The following is a 23,767-nucleotide window of genomic DNA, read 5'->3' as shown; positions in this document are numbered from 1 at the left end:
GGCATTGCCCGGGTGTCTAGCGGGCCGCCGGCGCGCTGGCAGGTGCCTTGCGCGAACGCGGGGCAGCGGCCGGCGAAGAAGCCGGCGCCGGGGCTGCCGCGGGGGTCGCGCCCAGCTGGCGCAGGCCCGCGGCGGCGCGCGCGTCGGCCGGGTTGCGCCGTACGGCGTCGCCATAGGCCTTTTCGGCCAGGCGGCGGTAGACATCGCCCAGGTTGCTGTAGGCGATGGCGTAGTCGGGCTTGGCGTCGATGGCCAGCAGCAGTTCGGCCTCGGCACGCTTCAGGTCGCCGCGTTTGGCGTAGAGCAGGGCCAGGTTGTTGTGCGGTTCGGGCAGCTCGGGGAAGTCCTGTGCCATTTCGGCAAAGGCCTGGATGGCCTGGTCGTCATGGCCCGCCTGCGCCATGGCCCATGCGCGCTGGAAGCGGGCCTGGGCGTTGCGCGGGTTGGTGGCCAGCACCTTGTCGAAGCCCTTGATGGCGTCGTCGTAGCGTTTGTCGTTGACGGCCTTCTGCGCCGGGACCATGCCGGGGTCCGTGGACACCACGCCGCTGGGCGGCGCCGGCGGGGCGGGCACGGATACCGGCCCGTTCTGCGCCAGGGCCGGGGCCGCCGCCAGGGCTGCCGCCATCGCCAGCGTGCCGCCGGCGGCACGGAGGGCGGACAGGCCGGCGCGGCGGCGGGCCGTTGCAAGGATGGTGGAAGGCAGAAGCAGGCTCATGTAAGGGCGGTCCGTTATACTCCGCGGCATTCTAGCAAAGCGGCACGGCGTGCAGGACCCGGCGCAATGCCGAGACCCGCCTGAGGCCGGCCCGACAACCTTCCGGTAAGATATGGGGCCCGTGCGCCATGGCGCGCACCGCATCGTCACCCAATCACATCGCTCCATGCAGCAACTGAACATCTACAACACGCTCGCGCGTGAGAAGCAGCCTTTCGTGCCTATCGAACCGGGCAAGGTCCGCATGTACGTGTGCGGCATGACCGTGTACGACTACTGCCACGTGGGCCACGCGCGCGTGATGGTGGTGTTCGACATGGTGCATCGCTGGCTGCGTGCCGCGGGCTACGATGTGACGTACGTGCAGAACATCACCGACATCGACGACAAGATCATCCGTCGCGCCGCCGAGAATGGCGAGACCATCGGCCAGTTGACCACGCGCTTCATCCAGTACATGCATGAGGACGCCGCGGCGCTGGGCGTGATCCGGCCCGATTATGAGCCGCGCGCCACGGAATTCGTGCCGCAGATGCTCAATATCATCGAAAAGCTCGAAGCCAGGGGCCTGGCGTACCAGGCCGCCGACGGCGACGTGAACTATTCGGTGCGCAAGTTCCCGGGCTACGGCAAGCTGTCCGGCAAGTCGCTGGAAGACCTGCGCGCGGGCGAGCGCGTCAGCGCCAACGACGCCAAGCAGGACCCTCTGGACTTCGTGCTGTGGAAATCGGCCAAGGAAAGCGAGCCGCCCGAGAGCAAGTGGGATTCGAAGTGGGGCAGCGGTCGGCCGGGCTGGCACATTGAGTGCTCCGCCATGAGCTGCACGCTGCTGGGCGAGCACTTCGACATCCACGGTGGGGGCGCCGACCTGCAGTTCCCGCACCATGAGAACGAGATCGCGCAGTCGGAAGGCGCCAGCGGCAAGCCGTTTGTGAACATGTGGATGCACAACGGCTTCGTGCGTATCAATGACGAGAAGATGTCGAAATCGCTAGGCAATTTCTTCACGATCCGCGAAGTCCTGAAGCAGTACGACCCCGAGGTCGTGCGCTTCTTCATCCTGCGCGCGCACTACCGCAGCCCGCTGAACTACAGCGACGCCCACCTGGACGACGCCCGCCATGCGCTGACGCGCCTGTACACGGCGCTCAAGGAAACGCAGCCCGGCGGTTGCGCGGTGGATTGGGCCGAGCCGCACGCGCGGCGTTTTGCCGACGCCATGAATGACGATTTCAACACGCCGATCGCCATGTCGGTGCTGTTCGACCTGGCCAGCGAGGTCAATCGCACGGGCTCGACCCAGGCCGCCCACCAGCTCAAGGCGCTGGCCGGCACCCTGGGCCTGCTGGAGCGCGACCCGCATACCTTCCTGCAGGGTGGGGCGGCAGCCGCCGACGGCCTGAGTGCCGAGCAGATCGACGCGCAGATCGCCGCGCGCCGTACCGCCAAGGCCGCGCGCAATTTCGCCGAGGCGGATCGCATCCGTGCGGACCTGCTGGCTGCCGGCGTGGTGCTCGAAGACAAGCCAGGCGGCGCCACCGAGTGGAGGCGTGCTTGAACGCTGCCGCGCGCAAGCCGAAGGCCGCTGCCGTGGCGCCCAGGCCCGCCGGCAAGACGGCGGCCAGGCAGGCGCCCAAGGTGCCGGCGAAGGCGCCCGCCGCGGCCAAGGCCGCCGGCAAGTCGCGCAAGCCTGACCTGCCGGAGGCGCAGGCCGTTCCGCTGCCGGTGGAGACGGTGGTCGACGCCGTGCGGCCGGCCTATTGGGACGAAGCCTGCGCTGACTTGATGAAGCGCGACCGTATCCTGCGCAAGATGATTCCCACGTACGGGCCCGCGCACCTGGTGTCGCGCGACGATCCGTTCATTACGCTGGCCCGCTCGATCGTCGGCCAGCAGATTTCGGTCAAGGCCGCCCAGTCCGTCTGGGAGCGCCTGGTCACGCTGTGCCCGCGCCTGACGCCGGCGCAGTTCCTGAAGGCCGGTACGGAACAACTGGCCGGCTGTGGCCTGTCGAAGCGCAAGGCCGAGTACATTACCGACCTGGCCGAGCATTTCAAGGCCGGCACGGTCCACGTCAAGGAATGGGCCGGCATGGACGACGAGGCGGTGATCGCCGAGCTGACCCAGATCCGCGGCATCGGCCGCTGGACGGCCGAGATGTTCCTGATGTTCAATCTGATGCGTCCCAATGTGCTGCCGCTCGATGACGTCGGGCTGATCAATGCCATCTCGACCAATTACTTCAGTGGCGAACCCGTCACGCGAAGCGAGGCACGCGAGGTGGCGGCCAACTGGGAGCCGTGGCGCACGGTGGCCACCTGGTATATGTGGCGCAGTCTGGACCCGCTGCCAGTGACGTATTAGTTACTGGATCGGGCAGGTTGCAGTAGTGACGGCGTTGATTCTTGCCAAAAATGTATAAGAATCAACATATTGGGCGGCGGATTTCTGGATTTTTTCCGGTAGAATGCGCCCCTTCACAGACAGGTCCGCGTTTTTATGAAAACCACCTTCCTGGATTTCGAGCAGCCGATTGCTGAGCTCGAGGCAAAGATCGAAGAACTGCGTTTTGTGCAGGACGATTCGGCTGTCGATATTTCCGAAGAGATTTCGCGGCTGGCCGGCAAGAGCCAGCAGCTGACCAAGGATATCTATGCCAACCTGACCCCGTGGCAGGTTGCGCAGATCGCGCGTCACCCCCAGCGACCGTACACGCTGGACTACGTGCGCGAGATCTTCACCGACTTCCATGAATTGCACGGCGACCGGTCGTTTGCCGACGATCTGTCGATCGTGGGCGGCCTGGCGCGCTTCAATGGCCAGGCCTGCATGGTCATCGGCCACCAGAAGGGCCGCGACACGAAGGAACGCGCGCTGCGCAACTTCGGCATGTCGAAGCCCGAGGGCTACCGCAAGGCCAAGCGCCTGATGGAACTGGCCGACAAGTTCGGCCTGCCGATCTTCACGTTTGTCGACACGCCGGGCGCGTTCCCGGGCATCGACGCCGAGGAGCGCGGCCAGTCGGAAGCCATCGGCCATAACCTCTATGTGATGGCTGGCCTGAAGGTGCCGCTGATCGCCACGATCATCGGCGAAGGCGGTTCGGGCGGTGCGCTGGCGATTGCCGTGGGTGACGTCGTGCAGATGCTGCAGTTCGCCACGTACGCCGTGATCTCGCCGGAAGGCTGCGCGTCGATCCTGTGGAAGACCGCCGAGAAGGCGCCCGAAGCCGCCGAGGCGCTGGGCCTGACCGCGCATCGCCTGAAGGCGCTGGGCCTGATCGACAAGATCATCAACGAGCCGCTGGGCGGTGCGCATCGCGATCCGAAGGGCATGGCGACGATGCTCAAGCGCACGCTGGCCGAATCGCTGCGCCAGTTCCAGGGCATGAGCGTCAAGGAACTGCAGGCGCGCCGCCACGAGCGCCTGATGGCCTATGGCAAATTCAAGGAAACCGGCGCCCAGGAGTGATGTGAGCGCCGAAGATGCGACGCGCCTCGCTGCGCGTCTGACCGACAAGGTCGCACAGGCTGTCCAGGCCAGTGCGGCCTTTGTTGTTTCTGAGGCCGAGCGGCCCTTTACCGTGGCCGTGGCGTTGTCCGGTGGCCGCGACTCGGTGGCGCTGCTGCACGCGGCACGCGCTGCGCTGGCTGCGGCATGGCCGCTGGCGCGCGTGGTGGCGCTGCACGTGCATCACGGCCTGCAAGCCCAGGCCGACGACTGGGACCGCTTCTGCGCCGCGCTTTGCACCGACCTGCGCGTGCCGCTGGCCAGTACGCGCGTGACCGTGCAGCCCACGGCCGGCGAGGGCATCGAGGCCGCCGCACGACGTGCGCGGCACGCGGCGCTGGGCCGGATGTGTCGCGAGCAGGGCGCCCGGCTGCTGCTGTTCGCCCATCATCGCGACGACCAGGTGGAAACGGTGCTGCTGCGGCTGTTTCGGGGCGCCGGCGTCGCCGGCATGGCGGGCATGCCCGCCAGCCGCCCGCTCGACGCGCTGGGTGAATTCGATGGCGAGGTCTGGCTGCTGCGGCCCTGGCTGGATGTGCCGCGTGCCGACATCGACGCCTACTGCGCGGCGCATGGCCTGCGCTGGATCGACGATCCGTCGAACACCGACACGCGCTTTGCGCGCAATGCGCTGCGCGCCCAGTTGCCGGCGCTGCTGCAGGCGTTTCCGGGCCTGTACGACAACGTCGCCCAGGCGGCTGCGCATTTTGCGCAGGCGGCCGGCATGCTCGACGCACTGGCCGCACAGTCCCTGGCCAGGCTCGTCTGCAGCGGCCGCGACGCCGATACCCTTTCCGAGCTGGACCTCGCGGGCCTGCGGGCCCTGCCGCCCGAGCATGCCGATGCGGTGCTGCGGCACTGGCTGCGCGACCTCGGCGCCCAGCCGCCATCGACCGCCCGCCTGGCCGCCATGCGCACCCAACTGATCGAACATGAAGGCGGCGAGCCGGCTATCGCGCACGATGGCCTGGTGCTGCGCCGTTTTCGAGGCCGCGTACTGGCCTGCCATGCCGTGCCGGCCGGCGTGCCGGCGCCGTTCGCGTTCGAATGGCGCGGCGAGGCACGGATCGTGGTGCCGGCCTGGCGTGGCGAACTGCGCTTTGACCGCGATGACACCTTCGGCGTGCCGGAGGCCGTGCTGCGGGCGCCGCTGCGGCTGGCGGCCAGGGCAGGGGGCGAACGCATCGTGCTGCGCCCGGGCGGACCGGCACGGGCGCTGAAGCAGGCGTATCAGGAGGCCGATGTCCCCGCCTGGCGGCGCGCCCACCTGCCGCTGCTCTGGAGCGGCGATACGCTGGTGCTGGCGGCAGGGCTGGGCATGCATCGCCGCTGGCCGGCCGACGCACCCCACGCGCCGCGCTGGCGTGTCGCATGGATATCCCTGCCGGATCTGCCGGATCTGGCGGATCGACCGGATTAGACGCGCGCCTGGCCGATAAATGGGGACAGATATAATTCCGCATGTGAATTTTTTTCACATAAAAATGACGTCAAATGAATGACGTTTTTGCGGGATTTTCACCCTTTCGGCCTTTACGGGTAGCCACTCTTCGTGTAATTTCATCGGCTTTGCACAATCGCTGGCGTCGACAAGAAGATGGCTCTCATCGTTCACAAATACGGCGGCACTTCGATGGGTTCCACGGAACGCATCAAGAATGTCGCCAAGCGCGTGGCCAAGTGGCACCGCGCAGGTCACCGCGTTGTCGTGGTGCCTTCGGCCATGTCGGGCGAGACCAATCGCCTGCTGGGCCTTGCCAAGGAAATCTCCGCGCAGCCGGACCCGCGTGAACTGGACATGCTGGCCTCCACGGGCGAGCAGGCCAGCGTGGCGCTGCTGGCCATCGCGCTGCACGGCGAAGGCATCGACGCGGTCAGCTATACCGGCTGGCAAGTGCCGGTGAAGACCGATTCGGCCTTCACCAAGGCCCGTATCGAGTCGATCGATGACGAGCGCATCCTCGGCGACCTGGATTCCGGCAAGGTGGTGGTCGTTACCGGCTTCCAGGGCATCGATACCGAAGGCAACATCACGACGCTGGGTCGCGGTGGCTCGGACACCTCGGCCGTGGCCATCGCCGCCGCCATCGAGGCGGACGAGTGCCTGATCTACACCGACGTGGACGGCGTGTACACGACCGATCCGCGCGTGGTCGAGGACGCCCGCCGGCTGGACCAGATCACGTTCGAGGAAATGCTGGAAATGGCCAGCCTGGGCTCGAAGGTGCTGCAGATCCGCTCGGTGGAATTCGCCGGCAAGTACCGCGTGAAGACCCGCGTGCTGTCGTCGCTGACCGACCCCCTGATGCCGCTCGAACAGGAAATGCATTCGGGCACGCTGATTACTTTTGAGGAAGAGTCTGAAATGGAAGCAGCCGTCATCTCCGGCATTGCCTTTGCCCGTGACGAGGCCAAGATCACCGTGCTGGGCGTGCCGGACAAGCCGGGCATCGCCTACCAGATCCTGGGCCCGATCGCCGACGCCAACATCGACGTCGACATGATCATCCAGAACCAGTCGGTGGACGGCAAGACCGACTTCACGTTCACCGTGCCGCGCGGCGACTACCAGCGCGCACTGACCATCCTGAACGACGGCGTGAAGGCCCATATCGGCGCCGCCAGCGTGTCGGGCGACCCGAAGGTGTCGAAGGTGTCGGTGGTGGGCGTGGGCATGCGCTCGCACGTGGGCATCGCCAGCAAGATGTTCCGCACGTTGTCCGAAGAGGGCATCAACATCCAGATGATCTCCACCTCGGAAATCAAGATCTCGGTGCTGATCGACGAGAAGTACATGGAGCTCGCCGTGCGCGCGCTGCACAAGGTGTTCGAGCTGGATCAGGCGTGATCGGCTTCTGAACATTCTGGCGCGGCAGGATTGCTGTGATATTTGTCACGGGTCGCGAGAAATTCGTTGACCAGTCGAGACTGCCTAGCTAGAATACGCGCTCTGTTGTGCAGCCTCCCTTGCACAACAAAAGTTTGGGAGACGTGGCCGAGAGGTCGAAGGCACTCCCCTGCTAAGGGAGCATCCGGGCCAAAACCTGGATCGAGGGTTCGAATCCCTCCGTCTCCGCCAGAAGACTGCCCGGCCCCCGCGGGGGCCGGGTTCTGGTTCCACAAAGGGCTCTTACGCTCTGACCACCGTACCACGCAACGTACCAGACGGCGTACCATGCATGGAGAGGTGGCACTCATGAAATCCCGTCGAACTCCCACGTATCTTCACACTCGCCCGGACAGCCAATTCCCAGCCTTCCGCTATACGGTGCGCAAGGACATGCTGCCGTTCTGGAGTGGCCCCAAGGTGATTTGCGTGAGCCTGCGCACCGTGGATCCCGTGCGTTGTCGTCAGTTGGTGGCCGACTATGTCAGCCATTACGACGCGTATTTTCAACGGCTGCGCGACGTTTATCTGCGCCCCTGGCGTAGGCTGGATGCTGCCAACGCAAGCACGCTCAGCGCGGAAGTCAGTACCATGCTCGAGCAGGGTGTGCTTGAGAATGATGCGGAGGTCCACCAATCCGGTTTGGGGCTTGGTGTACAAGCCGGATTGCCGTCATCGCGCAGGGTGCTAAGCGACGGGCCTGACGCCGGCGGCGGACACCAGCTTTGCGTGGATCGCGTCGTGGCGGATTTGGGGCGGCAGGCCGCGCTGCATGACTACAATGCGGTAGATCCCTTTCTCGATGCCTTGCTGCCGCATTTGCATATCGAGGTCGATCGCACCCAGGTGGAATACCAAAGCCTACGCGTCAGTGCCATGCAGGCGCTGCTGCAGGCGCATCGCAAAATCCAGCTCCGCAATGCAGGGGCGATGCTGCCGAGCTCGGCGCTCTCGCCAGACTTGGCGTCGCAGCACCCGCCCGTGGGTGTGCAGGTACCATCGACAAACGGGGCGCCTGCCCCCAGTGCTGGGCCCGCGACGGAGAAGGCGGGACCGACACTCGACGATCTCGTGGAAGATTGGATACGCGAAAGCAGCCACAATCTGCACACAATGCACCACATGCGCTCCGTAATGGCCTCGTTTGCGATGGTTACCCAGACAACGCACGCCAACGAACTGAGCAAACGCAAGGCGGTGGCCTTCAAAATGCATCTGTTGGACAATGGATCGGCCGCGACGGCGCAAAAGAAACTGGGCTTGCTTAGCGCCGTCTTCAGGCTCGCGGTCAGCAACGACAAGCTCGAGCATTCACCGCTCGAGGGGGTATCGGTGTCGCTACCAAGAAACCCCGCCAAGCCTCGTATTTCCTTCGATGCCGATGATATTCAGCGAATTTTCAGCCATCCCATTTTTTCAGCGCATGCTGCCGCGACCCAGGGCAGGGCGGGCGGCATCGCTGCCTTCTGGCTGCCTTTAATCGCTTGCTTCTCCGGAGCGCGGCTGGAGGAAATCGGTCAACTCGAGCGAGGCGATTTCAAGAAGGGTGCGGGCGAGCGCAAGATCGACTATTTCGTGATCGACAACGCCAAAGGCAAAACCACGAAGAACCGTAGCTCGAACCGTGAGGTGCCACTGCATCCGACGCTGATTCGGTTGGGTCTGCTTGACTATGTGGCGTCGCTGCCTGGCGCAACTGCGCCACTTTTTCCGGACTTGATGCCGGGCACCTATGGAAAACGGACTGCGAATTTTTCGAAGTGGTTTAGCTGGTTCCTGCGTGCCGAGTTGGGTATTACAGACGAGCGTAAGGTTTTCCATTCGTTCCGCCACGGCTTTGCTACGAATTGGAAAGTTTGTGAATTGCCCGAGCATGTTCGATTTGTGATCGATGGCCATGCACTGGGATCTGTCGGCGCGAAATACGGCGAAACGCCTTTGTCACTGCTGTCGCGTTGCATGAACAAACTGGTGATTGAGGGGTTCCCGCTGTAGCGCGGCTTGGTCGGTGCGCACCTCATTGCCATGCTGTGCGGGAGCGCTCACGATGGTATCGACTGGGGACGGGGTTGCCGTCTGGGAGCGTTGTTGGCGCGGCCTGCCTGAATGAGTTGGCTTATTCTGGCGTGGAGGGCGTTGCGGCGTCGTTCGTCAACCGAAGTTTTTCCGCGAGCCTGAGCAGCACGGAAAGCCGCACGTTCAACGCAGCGGCGATGCGTTCCATGGTGCGCAGGTTGGGTGCGCCGTCCCCGCGTTCAACTCGACTTACGGCGGCGGTTTGCAGACCCGCTTGGTCGGCGAGTTCCCCCTGATTCCATCCGATTGCCTTGCGGCGGATTCGCACAGCCTTTCCGAAAGCCTGCTCGGGCGTCATGATCTGGCTCGCAATGGCGGATCGGCGCCTAAAGACCGGATGCCATGAGAAGGGTGGACGGAGCGACGCCCAGAGCGGAGGCAATTTTGATTAGATTGAGCACAGACAGATTGCGCTCGCCTCGCTCAATGCGCCCCATATGGCTGCGGTCGATGCCAGTCAGGTGTGCAAGAGCCTCTTGGGATACGCCGAACTCCAAGCGGCGAGCGCGAACCGTCGCGCCGATCGCGGCTAGATGTCCTGCCTCATCCTGTTTGACCGATACTCTTTGCATGCCGTGATGGTCACGGTATGATGCCTATTTGGCCACGGCATTTACGACCCATTTTGAGGTGGTCGTGCGTCACTATCTGGCATCAAGGCTTATGTTTCTCATTCAGGAAGGCAATCGTTTGTCGCTTCAGTCTGCGATAGCCGGCGGCGGCGCGGGTGTATGGGCGGTGATGGAGCAGTGGGTGCCCGGGGACTTGCTAGTTCTTAGCGTATCGGAGAAGCGGTCTCGTGGAATTCCACGAACCGTGTGGATGAATCTCACCCACGGTGCCGCATCACTGGATCAATATCTCGGTAGCACGAACGTGCTGCGCGGCGCTGCAGTGGTGAGCATTGGCGGGGCGCATCTCGCTGAGAACTGGTACCTGAGTCCCTTGAGCGAGATACGCGTCGGCGCTACCGAATACAACAAGAGCCATCAGGCGCTATTGACCGTGACCCAGTTCACGACCATGGCAGGCCGCACGTTTTCCGTGCCACACGGTTTCGCAACAGGGTATCGACGCGGCCGTCGCATATGGCATGCCTCCCCGAAAGCGGATACGCGATGACCGATACACGCTTTCCCGAGACGATGAACTGGCGCGACAGCCACCCTGGTTGGCGCAACCGCTACTTCATCGACACGGAATTCAGCGACTTCCAGGCTCCCGAGGTCATCAGTATTGCGATCGTCGGTGAAAATGGATGTGAGTTCTATGGCGAGCGTACGGACTATAGCGCGTCGGGCTGTAGTGATTTTGTCCGAACGGTGGTGGTGCCGCAGCTCGGACGATTGGAAGGTCGGGCGTTGACGCTTGATCGCCTAAGTCTTGAGTTGCGTGAGTGGATTGCAAAAATTCCCACGGCATCCAAGCCCGTTCTTTGCTACGACCATGCGTTGGACATCGATATGCTGCGCGTCCTGTTGAATGGCCACCTGCCCAACGGTTGGTCTCTGGAAGATATTAGTCGTCAGATTGACGTTGCACGTCGGTCGGCTTACCTTCTAAAGCATGGTGGCGGGCATCACGCGCTACAGGATGCGCGAGCCAATGCATACGCTTGCGGCGTCTAGCATCTGCTTCCTCGGTTGCGTCCCCAATCAGTGTGCGGGTTGACCTGTTTTTCCAATGGGTCGAGTCATATTCCGTCATCCCCTTTTTCCCCATATCTGGAAATAGATGTTGCCAAGCCTGCCGCCCAATCCGAGCCAAGAAGCGCTAGAAGCGGCCTACGCTGCCGGGCTGCTGCGTAAGGAAGAACTGCAGCACGGCGCTTACTACCGCGGTCGTTGTCGGAACGCGACGATCGCCCGCTGGCATGCCGGCGTTGAACGGTTCGTCCACTGGCGCACGAAATTCGGCGAGCGCTATCTAGAGACGATTCGTCATCCGGCTGATGAGCCCGAATTCGATGCGTTCCTCGCGAAGAAGATCATTGAGGACGCCGGAGCGGACATCATTCCGGATGACCTTTTCAGCGAGGGCGCTTGGCGGTCGGGCCGCTGAGGCAAAAAGGGCTCAGCCCCTAGCCGCTCGCGCACGACGGGAGGCAACAATTCCCGCAATGGCCACGTTGCTGGATTGCAGCGGTCGCAAGGCGGTGCCGGCTATCCATCCCTGAGGTATGGCAATATTGCGCATTCCTTAGGCATGGTGCCCAAAAATGGCGATCCCCTCTGGTTTCAAGCCCGTCGCACTCGATGATCTGTCGTTGGCGACCATTACCCATCGCGCGGCTGAGAGCTTCGAAGTCGTGCTGGACGACTGGTCGCAGTTTCATCTGGCTCTTGCCAGACTCGAGTCCATTGACCGCGAGATCGCTGAGACTGCAGCACTAGGTTCGACGAAATGGCTCTTCCGCGGCCACGCCCATAGCGATTGGCTACTGATTAGCGCGCTTGAGCGCTTCGAACCCCGTATCAGTACGTTGGAAGAGTACTACGCGTACGCCTTTTCGCCGCGATATGTCATTGAGTCGGCCACGGCGCAGCGGTGGGACATTAGGCCGCCGCACGAGTTTGCGGACGATCTTCAGCAGGCAGTTGCCCTGCCGTTCGTGTTCAATACCCAGCCAGACGAGTACGCCTACCTTGTGTACCTGCGTCATCACGGATTTCCCTCGCCGCTCCTGGACTGGACTCGATCTCCATATGTCGCAGCATTTTTCGCGTATTCCAATGCGTATCAACTATCTAACGAACGCGTCGCGGTTTTCGCGTACCTCGAAACGACAGGAGGGGGGAAAGCCACGTCGCCGAGCAGTCCAACCATCTATTCACTGGGCCCATACACCCGGACAGCGTCTCGGCACTATATACAGCAGGCCGAATACACGTTGTGCCTTCGTAAACAGCGTGAGGAGCGGCAGCATGAAATCTGCAGCCATATGGAGGCATTTGCTCGAAGGGACGCGATACAGGATGTCCTCGTAAAATTCACGCTACCGAGGTCTGAATGGCGACGGGCGCTTCGCTACCTAGACCAGCACAACCTGAACGCCCACACACTGTATGGATCCGTCGATCGTCTGATGGAGACAGTGGCAGTTCGTGAGATGCTTCTTAGCGATTGATGGAGGGCTCGCATGGAACTCGTATCTCCCCCAGCTTCACTCTACAAGCTATATGCACTGAGTGCTGACGTGCAATGGGCTAGGTTCGAGCGGCTACTCAGTCATGGGGAAATCTATCTCGCCAAACCATCAGACTTCAATGACCCGTTTGACTGCGCGCCCAGTTTCGCCCCGAGCGCGGTACTGGACCGGAAAAGTGTCCTCAAGCTACATAACAACGCGGGGCGCAAACGGGGTCACAGTCGGTCAGAGCGTCGATCGCGCGCACGCGAGTTCATGGCGCAGCCCACGGCGCTGAAAATAGTGAAGTACAACAACATAGGGCTCCAGCATGTGCAGAATGTTGGAGTTTTCTGCATGACGGACAGGCGCGACCATCCTTTGATGTGGTCGCACTACGGTGACAAACATACGGGTGTATGCGTGGAATTCGCGTCCGATGTTGGGCCATTCCAGTTGGCGAACAAGGTCAGATACTCAAACGATTTGCCCGTCTACGACCTCAGGGCAAATGACATCGAGGGCTTCGCCAACATGTATCTGACCAAGGCAAGTTTCTGGGCGTACGAGAGCGAGTATCGGCTGATGGCCCTGAAAATCGACAACAGTGGGCGGCTGGATTTGCTGAGGGGTCTCGAGAGCGACCATGATCTGATGACCTTTGCCCTCCGCAAGGCAACCTACGGCCTGCACCGCCTCAGCACGCGGCTGATTCGGAGCATTTCCTTCGGTTGTGCTTGCAGCGATGAGACGACACTGAAGGTGCGGGCCTTGTGTCAAAAGCACGGACTGGCCGTACCGTTCTTTCACGCCAGGAAGCGGTCGGATCGTTTTGAGCTCTTCTTCACAGATTCCATCCGCTGATGCTGGATTCGCCGTCATAGGCGAGATTCTCCTGGGCGGGAATTTCGCCAATGGCGGAGTAACGTCCTATCTTTTTTCAATTGACAACGGAGAAGCGCGCATGCATTGACGTCCGGACAACACCTTTACCATCGAGCGACCAGGTGAGTTTCTCGAGAAAGAAAAATGGGAACTGAGTCGACTCGAAGCCATGGTCCCGGCGGAGCAGCCCCGATACTTCTACCAAGTCATCAATTGCCTGAGCAATTGTTGGCACATGGTCGAATGGGTGCATGGTGCCTTGTTAGATGCGGTGCCGCCCACCGGGGCCGCACAAGATTGATAAGTTCCGCGGCATCATCACGGCACGCTTGGCGGAATACCCGAGGCTGACCGCGATGCGGCTGGTCGAGGAGACCTGCGCCGCCGGCTACGAGGGCGGTTATTCGCAGGTCAAGGAGTTCGTGCGACAAATTCGCCCAGGTGCGGTCCCAGAGCCAGTCGTGCGTTTCGAGACGACGCCCCGACCGCAGGCGCAAGTTGATTTCGCCGAGTTTGGGATGCCGTGGGGCAAACGGTACACCTTGTTCTTGGTGCTGAGCTATTCGCCGGACCACTGGAGAGGCGCCCGATGCCCGCTTTCTACGCGACGAGTTGGCCTTACTTCAGCCGTCGGCACGAGCACCGTATAGAGGCGTGGCAACCCTGTCAGACCGCCCGACTTGCCGGATACCGGCCGCGGCCTTGCCTAGGGTGGAGAGGCGTTCCCTGAGCGAATACGGCAGACTGGCGGGAGATCAACGATGAGCGCCGCCCGCGCGAAGCCATCCGCGATATGCTGGCGGATCTGAAGATGCCAGGCTCGCTCGAGGCGATCGACCAGATCCTCAGCGCGGTCGACAGCGGCCAACTAACAGCGTCTGAAGCAACTCAGCGCGCTCCTGGGAGCGCAGATAAAGCTGCGAACAACCGCCGTCTGATGGCGGCAATGCACTCTTCCCGGCTCCCTGCTATCTTTTTTGGGGATTTCGATTTCGCCTTTCAGCCATCGATCAAGCGCGAACAAATCGAGGGCTTGCACGAGCTCGGCTTTGTCGAGCGCAAGGAGAAGGTCGTCCTGCTGGGCCCTCCTGGCGTTGGCAAAAGCCACCTCGCGATCAGCCTGGCCGTCGCCGCAGCCAAGCGGGGCCGTCGCGTATACTACGGGACCTTGATCGACTTGATCTTGTCACTTGAGGAAGCGCAGGCGACGGGACAACTGCTTCGTCGTCTCACGGTGCTAACCCATCCGGCGTTGCTGGTCGTCGACGAGATTGGCTACCTGCCGATCACGCACGGCGGCGCTGCGCTGTTTATCCAACTCATCAGCCGACGCTATGAACATGCTTCCACCGTACTGACTTCCAACAAGGGATTCGAAGAATGGGGAGCTGTTTTCGGGGATGAAGTGATGGCTGCCGCGCTCGTTGACCGGGTGCTCCACCACTTCCATCTCGTGAACATCAAGGGGAGCAGCTATCGCATGCGTGAGCACACAGAGCTCTCGCGGGAGCTTAACCGTGAGTCACGCGCCCGACGCACACGCACGGAGATAACGGGCGCCGCATAGTCTAAAATTCGCTCGAACTACTGCTATCCGCCTCCAATCGGCGGTTCCCGACCCAACTGGGTCATTGGGCTACAACGCCGTCAATGGCAGGAATCTGACTGTGGATTCAACCGGTCAACGCAACAGCTTGATGGAGTCGTTCAGCCGGTGTATCGAAGTTTAGTGTCTTGCGCGGGCGTTCATTGAGGCGCCTGGCCACAGCATTGAGCTTGGCTTGGGAGTATGTAGATAGGTCAATGCCTTTGGGGAAGTACTGCCTCAAGAGTCCGTTGGTGTTCTCATTGGAGCCTCGTTGCCATGGATGCTGAGGGTCGCAGAAGTAGACCTGGATATCGGTCGCGACGGTAAAGCGCTTGTGGTCTGCCATCTCTTTACCTCGATCCCAAGTCAACGATTTGTACAGCTCATTTGGCGATTTTCCGGCGTGCTTGATGAGGGCGTTGACGACGGTCTCCGTGTCTTTGCTGGACACCTTTAACAGCATCACAAACCGTGTCTGGCGCTCGACCAAGGTAACGATCTGGCTATTCGCACTGCCGAAGAGTAAGTCGCCTTCCCAATGACCTGGTATCGCTCGATCTTCAACGGTAGCGGGTCGTTCGCTGATGGAGACGGTTTCACGGATTCTTCCGCGCTCGTCGGTCTTGGCAGAATAGAGGCGCGAGTGACGCATGTTTCGGCATCGCCTCAAGTGTTCAAGCAGCTCCTTCTTCAGGGCGCCACGGGCCTGCACATAGAGGCTACGATAGATGGTCTCGTGTGACACCTGGTAGTCCTTGTTGACCGCATATACATGCTTGAGCCAACCTGCAATTTGCTCCGGGGACCACTGCTTCCTCAGTTTGGCTGCCACAACTTGCGCCAGCGTACGATTCCTGACGAGCTTACAGGTCTTTGGACGGTGCGCGCGAGCCCAGGCAAGTTCATCGGCCTGAGTCGCGCGATACCCTTGGTCTGTGCTATTGCGTCGCAACTCTCGGCTAATGGTAGACGGCGCACGCCCGAGCCGAAGCGCGATCGACCTGATCGACAGCCCGGCCACCACGCTGCGAGAGATCTCGTCGCGTTCGGCGAGTGTCAAGGCAAGCCGAGAACGGTGTCTTTGCGCTGGCTGTATGCCGCCAGTTCTTGCAAGGATCCCCTGTATCGAAGAGTGGTACCGATCGAACAACCTGGCGATCTCGTGAAGCGTGTCACCTTTACGCCACCGCTCCCACATTAGTGCCTTCTGAGCCTCGGTGTAGTAGATCCTGCGCCTTTGTTTCATTTGCAACACCTCCACTGCCTACGCAGCGTCTAGTGTTGCATCGACCCATTGAATCCACGGACGCAATGCAGCCATTTGATTAGCCTGAGGTGAACTTAGGAGGCATCCCGGTAATATTTAGCACCCGGCGACGTCTGGAGGTCCCAAATGAAAATCGGGAATTTCAGCGACGACGATTGGGACGAAGTAAATCGCATCTTGCTGGCGCCCCGGCATTAGCGCAAAGCCTTCGCGACGTGCCAGCATGCGGTCTAACCCTACGCCGAGATAAACAGCTTGTCGACATGTCCGAGCTCCGCTGTTAAGAGCTCGGACTGTAATGCCATCTAACGCGCCAAATGGCCGTGCTTTCTCCGTATGCCGAGGCTGGACCAGCTTTTTCCAGGCTAACACCGCTAAGTGGAGTCAAGCTCAGTCATAGCCAAAAGGGGGGCGGCCTGGCTGCCATGGCATGGCAAGAAAGCGGACAGTCATGACGGGCATTCGACATCTCCTCTGAATCTTCGCGGTCGATGTGCGCGCAAACACCCCCGTCGACTGGTCTGCAAGGTGGAGGGGGCCGGGCGCGCCATTTCTCTAAGAATTTAGTCCACGCGAAACATCAGACGAATGAGCGTCGTCATTGATACTACGATGGAGCTTTACAGATCTTCATTTGCAGTTGACCTTGCGATTCTTCAATCTGTGCAACAGAACGAGGAAGTCCGGATAACTCAGATCGGAGAGGTGCAAGGAACTTTAACTGAAACACATCATTCGCACCGGGATACTGTGGATAGTAGGTCGGGCTGCTTGTTACGTTGAAGGAAAGGTCCTCAAAAGGGCGTCGGAGATTCATGTTCTCGTCGTAATCCAGGGAGGTATAAGTGGTCCCTTCTACCAGATATGAAACGCTGCGCACATAAAATGGCGATTTTCCCACCAAAAAAGCATGCGTCGCCGAAGTGAAATTCGATGCCGACGGCAGATGGGGGGAGAGTCTCTGCAATATTTGCGCAGTTATCGAGTTATATTTATCTGAAGTCGATGGATCGAATGGATTAAGCTTATCCTTGTTTCTATCGATCAATGTCCAACTCCGTGGTCCGCAAATTATATTCGCAACATAGTCTTCGTAGCCTGTACCTCCATAAACTAAATAGAATCGCTGGTAGCAGGTGTCAAGAGCGCCATACGCGCCTGCATCCCCGCCTAAATCCTGATACCAAGTGTTGGTAGCGGCCCGTATTTCAGCGCAACTTCGAAATCATAGGTATCGTCGGGCCTCTCGAGTTGGGTGAGCGTGTCGGTGATATTTTTTTCGATAATCGCCGGGCTTGGAAAATCCGACCGGAGATAGCTTTTGATAAATTGATGGCCAGAAAAATCGTTCGTATTGAACGGATTATCTACGTTGCTAGGCAGTGTGTTGCTTGCAACAAACTGCCTTACCGCATTTACTACGCCGTCCCTTGCGCTGGTAGCATAGCGGCCATCCCCTGCAACGAAATTCGCAGGAGTTGCGACTGCAGTAATAGCAAAGCTCTTTCTGTTAATGCCGGGATCTGCATACACCATTCGGTGTGCTGCATTGGCATAAAGTCCGCCTTGGGAGTGTCCTAGAAGTAAGACACGACGGCCTTGACTGAAAATCAAATCTTTTATTTCTGCGACCTGCAAGACAAGGTCAATGTCGGCGTAGTCATACTGCTGTGTGAATTTGTTCGCTAGCTGCACAGAATTATCGTTTCCGACGGTTGCGATGATAGATGTTACGTAACCTATGAGCCCACCAGTGAGCATGTCCGTCGCACCCAGTAGTACGCGGAATAAAACCTCCCAGGATAAGCTAGGGTCTTCGCTAACCTTCTGTTGGTAGGCCTGATAAAGGTCGAGTAGAAAGCCGTCCGATGGGTTTTGTGCAATTCCATAATTGACTTTTACTTTATGAAATTCATTGCCAATCAGACTTTGTAGTGCGAGGCTCGATGCGAGCCAGTCGGTTTCGGTCGTTAAAACCCCGTTACCAAAGAGTATTTGGTACTGAGATTCACAATATTCTTCAGTTTGGGCGCCAACCAATATTGGGAACAACATTGAAATAATTATCACCAACGATGCAACTTTACGTATTAAAGCTCTTCGCATGGGGACTCGCCGGAATAATTATCATAGATGTGGCCAGCCGCAATCCGTCTTGTTTCGATGTAAGATTGAAATCTGACCGGAGTGTTCAGGAGCTGAGCCTGGATTTCATTCGCCTCTTTGGTCCAGTTGTTGCCAAACCTCAAGTTAAGGCAAGCAGCGGCCTTTGAGTATGTTTGCCAGTTTTGTTTTGCGTCTGATGCCGAGCCTGTTTCAAATAAATACGTTTCGGCAGCGCGGGTATACTGATGCATGGCGATGCGCTGCCTGCGGTCTTTGTAGATGTCATCAATATATTTCTGAACGTCATCACGAATTCCGTTATTATCTGCATCGATTCCTCTTGCGGTTGCAGTGAAATCCGTGCTTTTTACGCCGGACTTACTGCTTTCATTTTGTACTTTTAAAAAATTTCCGCCTTGCGACAAAGAATCTCTCTGCTTCGCCACGGGAGGGACGCTTGTTTTTCGGTGCGGTGCCACTGACTCACCAGAAATAAGGTGGGAGAAAAACTTTACAGAAAAAGTCACAGTCAGAATTGCAGCGGCAGAATATACGATTAGCGTCGTCTTCTTCATAGCACCTTGCGTGAGGGTAGTTGACTATAGACTAGGGTGGAGCAGGCAATTTTTGCCACCCCCAAAAAGTCTGGATCGTAGTTATATTTTTAGATGTCTGACTTAAGAATTGTAGGAGGTTGCCACCGAGGGTGCTGAAACGGCCAAACGCGTCATCTTTGATTGGCTGATTTGAAGGGATCACTGCGATTTAGGCACAAGAATGACCGCGAGGCGAATAGTGATACGGTCGATTAAAACTGAGTTCGTCATCGGACTTCGTCTCAGCGCGGAGGGCACCAACTGCACCTTCACCTCAGAACTGCAGGATAACGTGCTGCGGGCGACCGGCGCTTTGGCGCCATGAATCAGGCACATATACGCCGGAGCATCCGGAATACCAATGGGGGTATCTCAACAAAGGGTTGATGATTAATTTCCTCGCGACGGTTTGATCTACTATGGGGACGAATTGGAAGAGGACGTTCACCCGATTTCGCGAGGTCATTGTTCTAGCTGCAGTGGTTCTGTCCACATCGAACAGCTTAAGTTGAACCATTGCGCTCCGGGCAGTGTCCGTTCACATGTGCACCGCGGACGCTGGCAAGACATTTGGCAAAGGCTGAGACTGGCGGCAAGCGACCGCTGGCCGGCCATTCACGACCGACTACACTTCGGTCTGTTCAGCAATTTCCAGAGCATCGTCTACCTCGATGCCAAGATAACGCACAGTGCTCTCAAGCTTGGTATGGCCGAGAAGCAGTTGGACAGCGCGCAGGTTCTTCGTGCGCCGATAGATCAGCGACGCCTTGGTGCGACGGATCGAATGCGTTCCATATGCCGAATCGTCCAGGCCGATGGAGGCAACCCACCGGTGGACGATTCGAGCGTATTGTCGTGTCGACAGATGCGGGGATGAATGCAAACGACTCGGGAAAAGGTAATCGCTGAGCGCCAGCCCGCGAGCGCGAATCCAGCATTGAACGCTCATCCGCGCTTGTTCGGTGATCTCAAACTGTACGGGGTGATGCGTTTTCTGCTGCATCACGGTCGCGCGGGCGCCGACTTGGCTACCCACGCAAACGTCCTGAACGCGGAGTCGAGTTAGGTCACACGCGCGCAATTTACTGTCGATCGCTAAGTTGAACAACGCCAGTTCGCGAACGTTTGAGGTGAGCTGGAGACGCGTTCTTATCGCCCATATCTCGTTCAATTTAAGAGGCGGCTTCTGGCCAGTCAGTCGCCCCTTGTTCCATGGAACCTGACGCGTCGGGTGGCATGAGGTGGTTTCCATGATGATCTCCTTTCAAGTGAAGGGACACCAAGTCTGCGCCCCTTTCCAAGGACCATCATCGATCTTGCTGTCGTCGAAGTAGTTCCGCCAGTGTGGGGAATGGCCAGTCCTCGTCGTCGTAACCTGGTGGAAGCCCGAGATGGCGATCACCGTCTGCGCATTTTGTCCTGTCCCCGGGGAGAATAACCTCAGTTACCAGTATTCCCGGACGCTCCATCTCGAACAGAAAGCGGCTGCACATTGGACAGTACCCCCGATCTAGCGGCTCACCCTCCCCAAGGTCCATCAGATACTCGTGGATCTGGACCCTGACGCCACACTTGCATGTGATTGGCTCAATGTAGTTCATGGATGCTCCTGGAGTGGAGTGCTCAGTAAACTGGTTTGGTGCACTCCCGTCCATGGATCATGAACGTACTCCTTTAAATTCGCATCGCCCGAACAGGGCACGAACTACTCTGCGCCATCAGTGTTGGAGACGTCTGTGGCTGTGCTGATGTTTGGTGGTCAGTAAACACAACCAACAAGGACAGCAACGGTTCGGTACATACGTAAGACATCCGGTGATGCAATTGCTACCGGGACGATCACCGTACTGAGAAAAGCGTTCTAACCGAGCAGCGGGGTTTAAGTTGCACCGTCTCGCTCTCAGAGTGGGGTGTCGGTATCAACGGGTTCAGCCCGGTACACCGACCAGAAGTAATGCGAGTGTCGATGGTGCCTGTCCTGCTTCCTCTCTGCGAAGAACCGAACCCGCCCAGCGGGCCCGGCATCGAGATCTATCTCTTGATGCTTCGTGGGCGACGTCGCAGCAGGCGGTAGCAGTCCAATCGCCGTAGCGACGTACTGTCCTTGAATGCGCCCGAGAATTCCGTTTGCCCCGTAGGCCGATGATTGGTTGCCAACCTCGCTAGGCAGATGGCATTTCGATGCCAGGCGGCTATTTCCCATGACGCCTGTCCCTCGAGATCCCTGTCGAGCTGTATCGCCTGCGCGGCATCATGTACGGCCGGGTCCGACGCGGACGCCTTGCTTGTCTCGCTGAATAAGCGGCAGGTGTCCATACGAACGTAACCGCGCCACGGCCTGCCGGGCCGAAGTGGCAGCTTCGAGGTCGGGCAAGGCCGAAGTCTCTATGCCGAACGAGCCGCATTTCGGACAGGAGTACTTGTATCCCCGGAGCACGGACGAGCGAATTCGCTCAGCAGCAGTGCCGCACAGAGGACAATTTGCGGGTTCTGGAAGCATGGTTTCGAACGCAACGACTACTGTATGGATATACAGTATAGCCGAGGTCAAGCGAAAGGGAAGCCCTGAGCCGACGTGTGCGTCGAAGGCGCGGGTCCGTCGGGGACTCGGCTCCGTGCTTGAGGTTGGAAGTGGCGTCGCCTAGGACGCAAGCCGAAGTCGAATCGGCGCGCGCGGTTTGGTCGATTACTGCTTCACGTCAATCCTTGTGGTCGCTTAGCGACCCTTCTGCGACGGCGGTGTACCAGTGCTTGAGCGGCTGCTCAGAGTAGATATGCGGACCATCTTTCGTCGGCACACGGCACCGGCAATCGGCGTGGCAGGGTTCACCGGTCAAATCTCTGACGGTTCGTCGGGTGACTCGCGTGGTAGAGCGCTCAACCAGGAGGAAAAGCGTTTGAGCGCGTCGAGGTCGGAGCGCCACTCGGGCCAACGAAGGTAGTATCCGCGAGGAGCAATCCAGGGAACTCTGCTCAGGCAGCACAACTGGCCTGACTGCACGGCACTACTCACAATGAAATGAGGGAGGAGTGCAATGCCCAATCCCTCGATGGCCCCCGCCAGCGCCATTGAGAGAAGAGCGTACCGCGGCCCACCCTGCAGATGGGAATCAGGAAGTGCGCCGGACAGTCCTGCCTCCTTGAGCCAGCCGGGCCAGGCCTCTGGAACGGTAACTCGGCGAATCAGCGCAGAGGAGCCCAGCAAGTCGACAAGCTGATCCCTCGAAAGCGACGTGCCGCGGCTGTTCTGCGATGCCTTGTAACGCTCATATTCTGTTCGCGAAATGTAGGGGTGAAGTACAAGGGGCGCGACCAAGCTGGCTTCTATTCCGGGGGTCGGGCCCGTGCAGAACTCGATGGACGCATCGTCCGAGCTAGCTGCAAAGTCTACGGGCCCTACCCGCGTCGAGAGATTGAGGGTGATGTCGGGATTCGCACGCACAAACGCAGACAGGCGAGGCATCAGCCAATAATTTGCAAAGCTGGATGACACAGATAGGTTGAGCGTTCCACCGCGTCCCCCAGTGGTCGCGATACTTTCGGTAGCTCGCTCCAACATGCGCAACACGGCAACCACATCATTCCAGTATTTCTGACCTGCCAAGGTCAACTCTAGGCCCGATCTCTTACGCGCGAAGAGCTGGACTCCCAACTGCTTCTCAAGCTGAAGAATGTGGTGACTGACCGCGCCCTGCGTCAGGTGCATTTCCTCGGCAGCCTTGGTGAAGCTCAGCAGGCGAGCACTCGCGTCGAAACAGCGGAGCGCAGTCATCGAGGGTAGGTAGTTAGTCATTAATTTGATTGATGCCTAACCCAAAAATCTTCGTTTGCGTAAGGCAATGCGGCATCTTAATAATATGGACATGATTGCATGGCTTAGCACTAGAGCCAAGAGCGATCCACGCTGTGGCATCAGAAAATCTGATGCAACTTTTCGAGGCACAGGCTCGTGTGGCGCACCAAGTAGGAGCGTCCTACGCGGCATTCTTCGTTACGCAAGGCGTACAAATGTTCACTTTTATCCCCCGCAAGCCCCTTCACTGCGTTCTCGCCGGCCTGGTAGCTGCAGTCGCACTGGCACAGCCAGCCTGGGCTGACTATCCCGACAAGCCAATCAAGTACGTCCTTAGTGCAGGTGCTGGGTCTGGGCCGGATTCGTTGATGCGGCTGGTGCTGCAGGACGTAGGCAAGCGGCTTGGCCAAACGATCGTGGTTGATAATCGTCCCGGTGGCGGAGGTCTTATAGCCATGCAGTCGATCGCGAATGCGGCACCTGATGGCTATACGATTGGCCACGGAAACACACAGACGCTGGGTATCAACCCGAGCATGAACAAAGCGTCACGCACCGCGGCGGACCATGTGCAATTGATTGTTCAGGTCGGATACACGCCGAACCTCCTGTCGGTCTCGCCGAACTTGCCCGTGAACTCCGTGAAGGACCTGGTCGCATACGGCAAATCGCATCCCGGCAAGTTGATGTTTGCTTCGGCAGGGAATGGGACTTCCGGCCATGTGAGCGGCGAGCTGTTCAAGAAGTTGACCGGTATTGAGATGATCCATGTGCCATACAAGACTGCACCCGCTGGCGTCAATGATGTGATGGCCGGTCACGTCGACCTGGTCTTCGACAACCTGGCCGGTAGCCTTGCGGCCGCCAAGAGCGGAAAGCTAAAGGCGCTCGCAGTCACAGGTACCTCGCGTTCCCCGCTAGTCCCGGATCTGCCTACGGTCTCGGAAGCGGGTGTCCCCAAGTTTGAAGTCGTTGCGTGGTCGGGCGTCATCGCGCCGCAAGGTCTGCCACCAGCCATCGCTCAAAAGATCAACGACGCGGTCAATCAAACGCTGAAGGACCCGCACATCGTCGAAGGGATGCGCGATCTCGGATACGTCATTGTCGGCGGTACCGCAGCAGATTTCGCCACCGTCGTGAAGAAAGAGCGCGTGAAATGGGACGACATCATTAAGCGCTCTGGCGCCGCGACTGACTAAGTACAGTACAAGAAA

General features: G+C 59.4%; 23 protein-coding genes and 1 tRNA gene. 14 read left to right on the top strand and 10 right to left on the bottom strand.

The genetic code is table 11. From position 1 onward, the window contains the following. Positions 1 to 16: 16 nt before the first annotated feature. Positions 17 to 718, bottom strand: coding sequence for a tetratricopeptide repeat protein (locus AC24R4_RS11355; RefSeq protein WP_487523152.1), 702 nt, complete (start codon positions 716 to 718; stop codon positions 17 to 19). Positions 719 to 884: 166 nt separating this feature from the next. Between AC24R4_RS11355 and cysS the strand changes: the two genes are divergently transcribed. The 7 genes from cysS to AC24R4_RS11320 all read left to right on the top strand — a co-directional run bounded on the left by cysS (position 885) and on the right by AC24R4_RS11320 (position 9,110). Then, positions 885 to 2,276, top strand: coding sequence for a cysteine--tRNA ligase (gene cysS, locus AC24R4_RS11350; protein ID WP_400393858.1), 1,392 nt, complete (start codon positions 885 to 887; stop codon positions 2,274 to 2,276). Further along, entirely contained in the window at positions 2,273 to 3,082 is an 810-nt protein-coding gene (locus AC24R4_RS11345; protein ID WP_153948895.1) for a DNA-3-methyladenine glycosylase family protein, read from the top strand. Before cysS ends, AC24R4_RS11345 begins: the two co-directional genes overlap by 4 nt. 135 nt (positions 3,083 to 3,217) lie before the next feature. Then, entirely contained in the window at positions 3,218 to 4,189 is a 972-nt protein-coding gene (locus tag AC24R4_RS11340; RefSeq protein WP_092596150.1) for an acetyl-CoA carboxylase carboxyltransferase subunit alpha, read from the top strand. Beyond that, positions 4,155 to 5,648 carry a tRNA lysidine(34) synthetase TilS gene (tilS, locus tag AC24R4_RS11335; RefSeq protein ID WP_400393856.1) on the top strand — a complete coding sequence of 498 codons (1,494 nt, stop codon included), beginning with the start codon at positions 4,155 to 4,157 and terminating at the stop codon, positions 5,646 to 5,648. Before AC24R4_RS11340 ends, tilS begins: the two co-directional genes overlap by 35 nt. A gap of 177 nt (positions 5,649 to 5,825) precedes the next feature. After that, entirely contained in the window at positions 5,826 to 7,076 is a 1,251-nt protein-coding gene (locus AC24R4_RS11330; RefSeq protein ID WP_400393854.1) for an aspartate kinase, read from the top strand. Between the two features lie 137 nt (positions 7,077 to 7,213). Then, positions 7,214 to 7,307, top strand: a tRNA-Ser gene (locus AC24R4_RS11325). Between the two features lie 117 nt (positions 7,308 to 7,424). Continuing rightward, a complete protein-coding gene (locus tag AC24R4_RS11320; protein ID WP_487523151.1) occupies positions 7,425 to 9,110 on the top strand; it encodes a site-specific integrase in 1,686 nt (561 codons plus the stop codon). A 121-nt stretch (positions 9,111 to 9,231) separates the two neighbouring features. On the opposite strand, the gene AC24R4_RS11315 is transcribed toward AC24R4_RS11320, so the two are convergent. Both AC24R4_RS11315 and AC24R4_RS11310 read right to left on the bottom strand, forming a co-directional pair. Then, the gene (locus AC24R4_RS11315; RefSeq protein ID WP_487523150.1) at positions 9,232 to 9,489 is read right to left on the bottom strand and encodes a helix-turn-helix domain-containing protein; all 258 of its coding nucleotides are present in this window, start codon (positions 9,487 to 9,489) and stop codon (positions 9,232 to 9,234) included. 28 nt (positions 9,490 to 9,517) lie between these two features. Further along, positions 9,518 to 9,763, bottom strand: coding sequence for a helix-turn-helix domain-containing protein (locus tag AC24R4_RS11310; RefSeq protein WP_487523149.1), 246 nt, complete (start codon positions 9,761 to 9,763; stop codon positions 9,518 to 9,520). A 250-nt stretch (positions 9,764 to 10,013) separates the two neighbouring features. Here AC24R4_RS11310 and AC24R4_RS11305 point away from each other — a divergent pair, with 250 nt between their 5' ends. The 5 genes from AC24R4_RS11305 (at position 10,014) to AC24R4_RS11285 (ending at position 13,182) form a co-directional block, all read left to right on the top strand. Then, positions 10,014 to 10,313: a hypothetical protein gene (locus tag AC24R4_RS11305; RefSeq protein WP_487523148.1), complete on the top strand. Its 300-nt coding sequence runs from the start codon at positions 10,014 to 10,016 to the stop codon at positions 10,311 to 10,313. Beyond that, positions 10,310 to 10,819, top strand: a complete 510-nt coding sequence (locus AC24R4_RS11300; protein ID WP_487523147.1) for a 3'-5' exonuclease family protein — start codon at positions 10,310 to 10,312, stop codon at positions 10,817 to 10,819. The genes AC24R4_RS11305 and AC24R4_RS11300 overlap by 4 nt, the downstream gene beginning before the upstream one ends. A gap of 106 nt (positions 10,820 to 10,925) precedes the next feature. Further along, positions 10,926 to 11,252: a hypothetical protein gene (locus AC24R4_RS11295; RefSeq protein ID WP_487523146.1), complete on the top strand. Its 327-nt coding sequence runs from the start codon at positions 10,926 to 10,928 to the stop codon at positions 11,250 to 11,252. A gap of 157 nt (positions 11,253 to 11,409) precedes the next feature. Continuing rightward, positions 11,410 to 12,318 carry an FRG domain-containing protein gene (locus AC24R4_RS11290; RefSeq protein ID WP_487523145.1) on the top strand — a complete coding sequence of 303 codons (909 nt, stop codon included), beginning with the start codon at positions 11,410 to 11,412 and terminating at the stop codon, positions 12,316 to 12,318. 12 nt (positions 12,319 to 12,330) lie between these two features. After that, positions 12,331 to 13,182: a DUF2971 domain-containing protein gene (locus AC24R4_RS11285; RefSeq protein ID WP_487523144.1), complete on the top strand. Its 852-nt coding sequence runs from the start codon at positions 12,331 to 12,333 to the stop codon at positions 13,180 to 13,182. 76 nt (positions 13,183 to 13,258) lie between these two features. On the opposite strand, the gene AC24R4_RS11280 is transcribed toward AC24R4_RS11285, so the two are convergent. Next, positions 13,259 to 13,456: a hypothetical protein gene (locus AC24R4_RS11280; RefSeq protein WP_487523143.1), complete on the bottom strand. Its 198-nt coding sequence runs from the start codon at positions 13,454 to 13,456 to the stop codon at positions 13,259 to 13,261. A gap of 540 nt (positions 13,457 to 13,996) precedes the next feature. Between AC24R4_RS11280 and istB the strand changes: the two genes are divergently transcribed. Continuing rightward, complete coding sequence (istB, locus tag AC24R4_RS11275) at positions 13,997 to 14,770, top strand: IS21-like element helper ATPase IstB (protein WP_400397135.1); 774 nt, start codon at positions 13,997 to 13,999, stop codon at positions 14,768 to 14,770. A gap of 106 nt (positions 14,771 to 14,876) precedes the next feature. Here istB and AC24R4_RS11270 read toward each other — a convergent pair whose 3' ends face one another. The 6 genes from AC24R4_RS11270 to AC24R4_RS11245 form a co-directional block, all read right to left on the bottom strand. Continuing rightward, complete coding sequence (locus tag AC24R4_RS11270; protein ID WP_487523014.1) at positions 14,877 to 16,037, bottom strand: IS30 family transposase; 1,161 nt, start codon at positions 16,035 to 16,037, stop codon at positions 14,877 to 14,879. Between the two features lie 628 nt (positions 16,038 to 16,665). Then, positions 16,666 to 17,106, bottom strand: a complete 441-nt coding sequence (locus AC24R4_RS11265) for a hypothetical protein (protein WP_487523141.1) — start codon at positions 17,104 to 17,106, stop codon at positions 16,666 to 16,668. A 122-nt stretch (positions 17,107 to 17,228) separates the two neighbouring features. After that, positions 17,229 to 18,164, bottom strand: coding sequence for an alpha/beta fold hydrolase (locus tag AC24R4_RS11260; RefSeq protein WP_487523140.1), 936 nt, complete (start codon positions 18,162 to 18,164; stop codon positions 17,229 to 17,231). Further along, positions 18,149 to 18,739 (bottom strand): hypothetical protein, encoded by a 591-nt coding sequence (locus AC24R4_RS11255; RefSeq protein ID WP_487523139.1) that lies wholly within the window; start codon positions 18,737 to 18,739, stop codon positions 18,149 to 18,151. Before AC24R4_RS11255 ends, AC24R4_RS11260 begins: the two co-directional genes overlap by 16 nt. 646 nt (positions 18,740 to 19,385) lie before the next feature. Then, the gene (locus tag AC24R4_RS11250) at positions 19,386 to 20,012 is read right to left on the bottom strand and encodes a tyrosine-type recombinase/integrase (protein ID WP_487523138.1); all 627 of its coding nucleotides are present in this window, start codon (positions 20,010 to 20,012) and stop codon (positions 19,386 to 19,388) included. Positions 20,013 to 21,593: 1,581 nt separating this feature from the next. Then, positions 21,594 to 22,532, bottom strand: coding sequence for a LysR family transcriptional regulator (locus AC24R4_RS11245; RefSeq protein WP_487523137.1), 939 nt, complete (start codon positions 22,530 to 22,532; stop codon positions 21,594 to 21,596). A 152-nt stretch (positions 22,533 to 22,684) separates the two neighbouring features. On the opposite strand from AC24R4_RS11245, the gene AC24R4_RS11240 reads away from it, so the two are divergent. After that, complete coding sequence (locus AC24R4_RS11240) at positions 22,685 to 23,752, top strand: Bug family tripartite tricarboxylate transporter substrate binding protein (protein WP_487523136.1); 1,068 nt, start codon at positions 22,685 to 22,687, stop codon at positions 23,750 to 23,752. Positions 23,753 to 23,767 lie beyond the last annotated feature (15 nt).

The sequence above is a fragment of the Cupriavidus sp. CER-90 genome, assembly GCF_057652055.1.
This window is presented reverse-complemented; position numbering and strand designations above follow the sequence as displayed.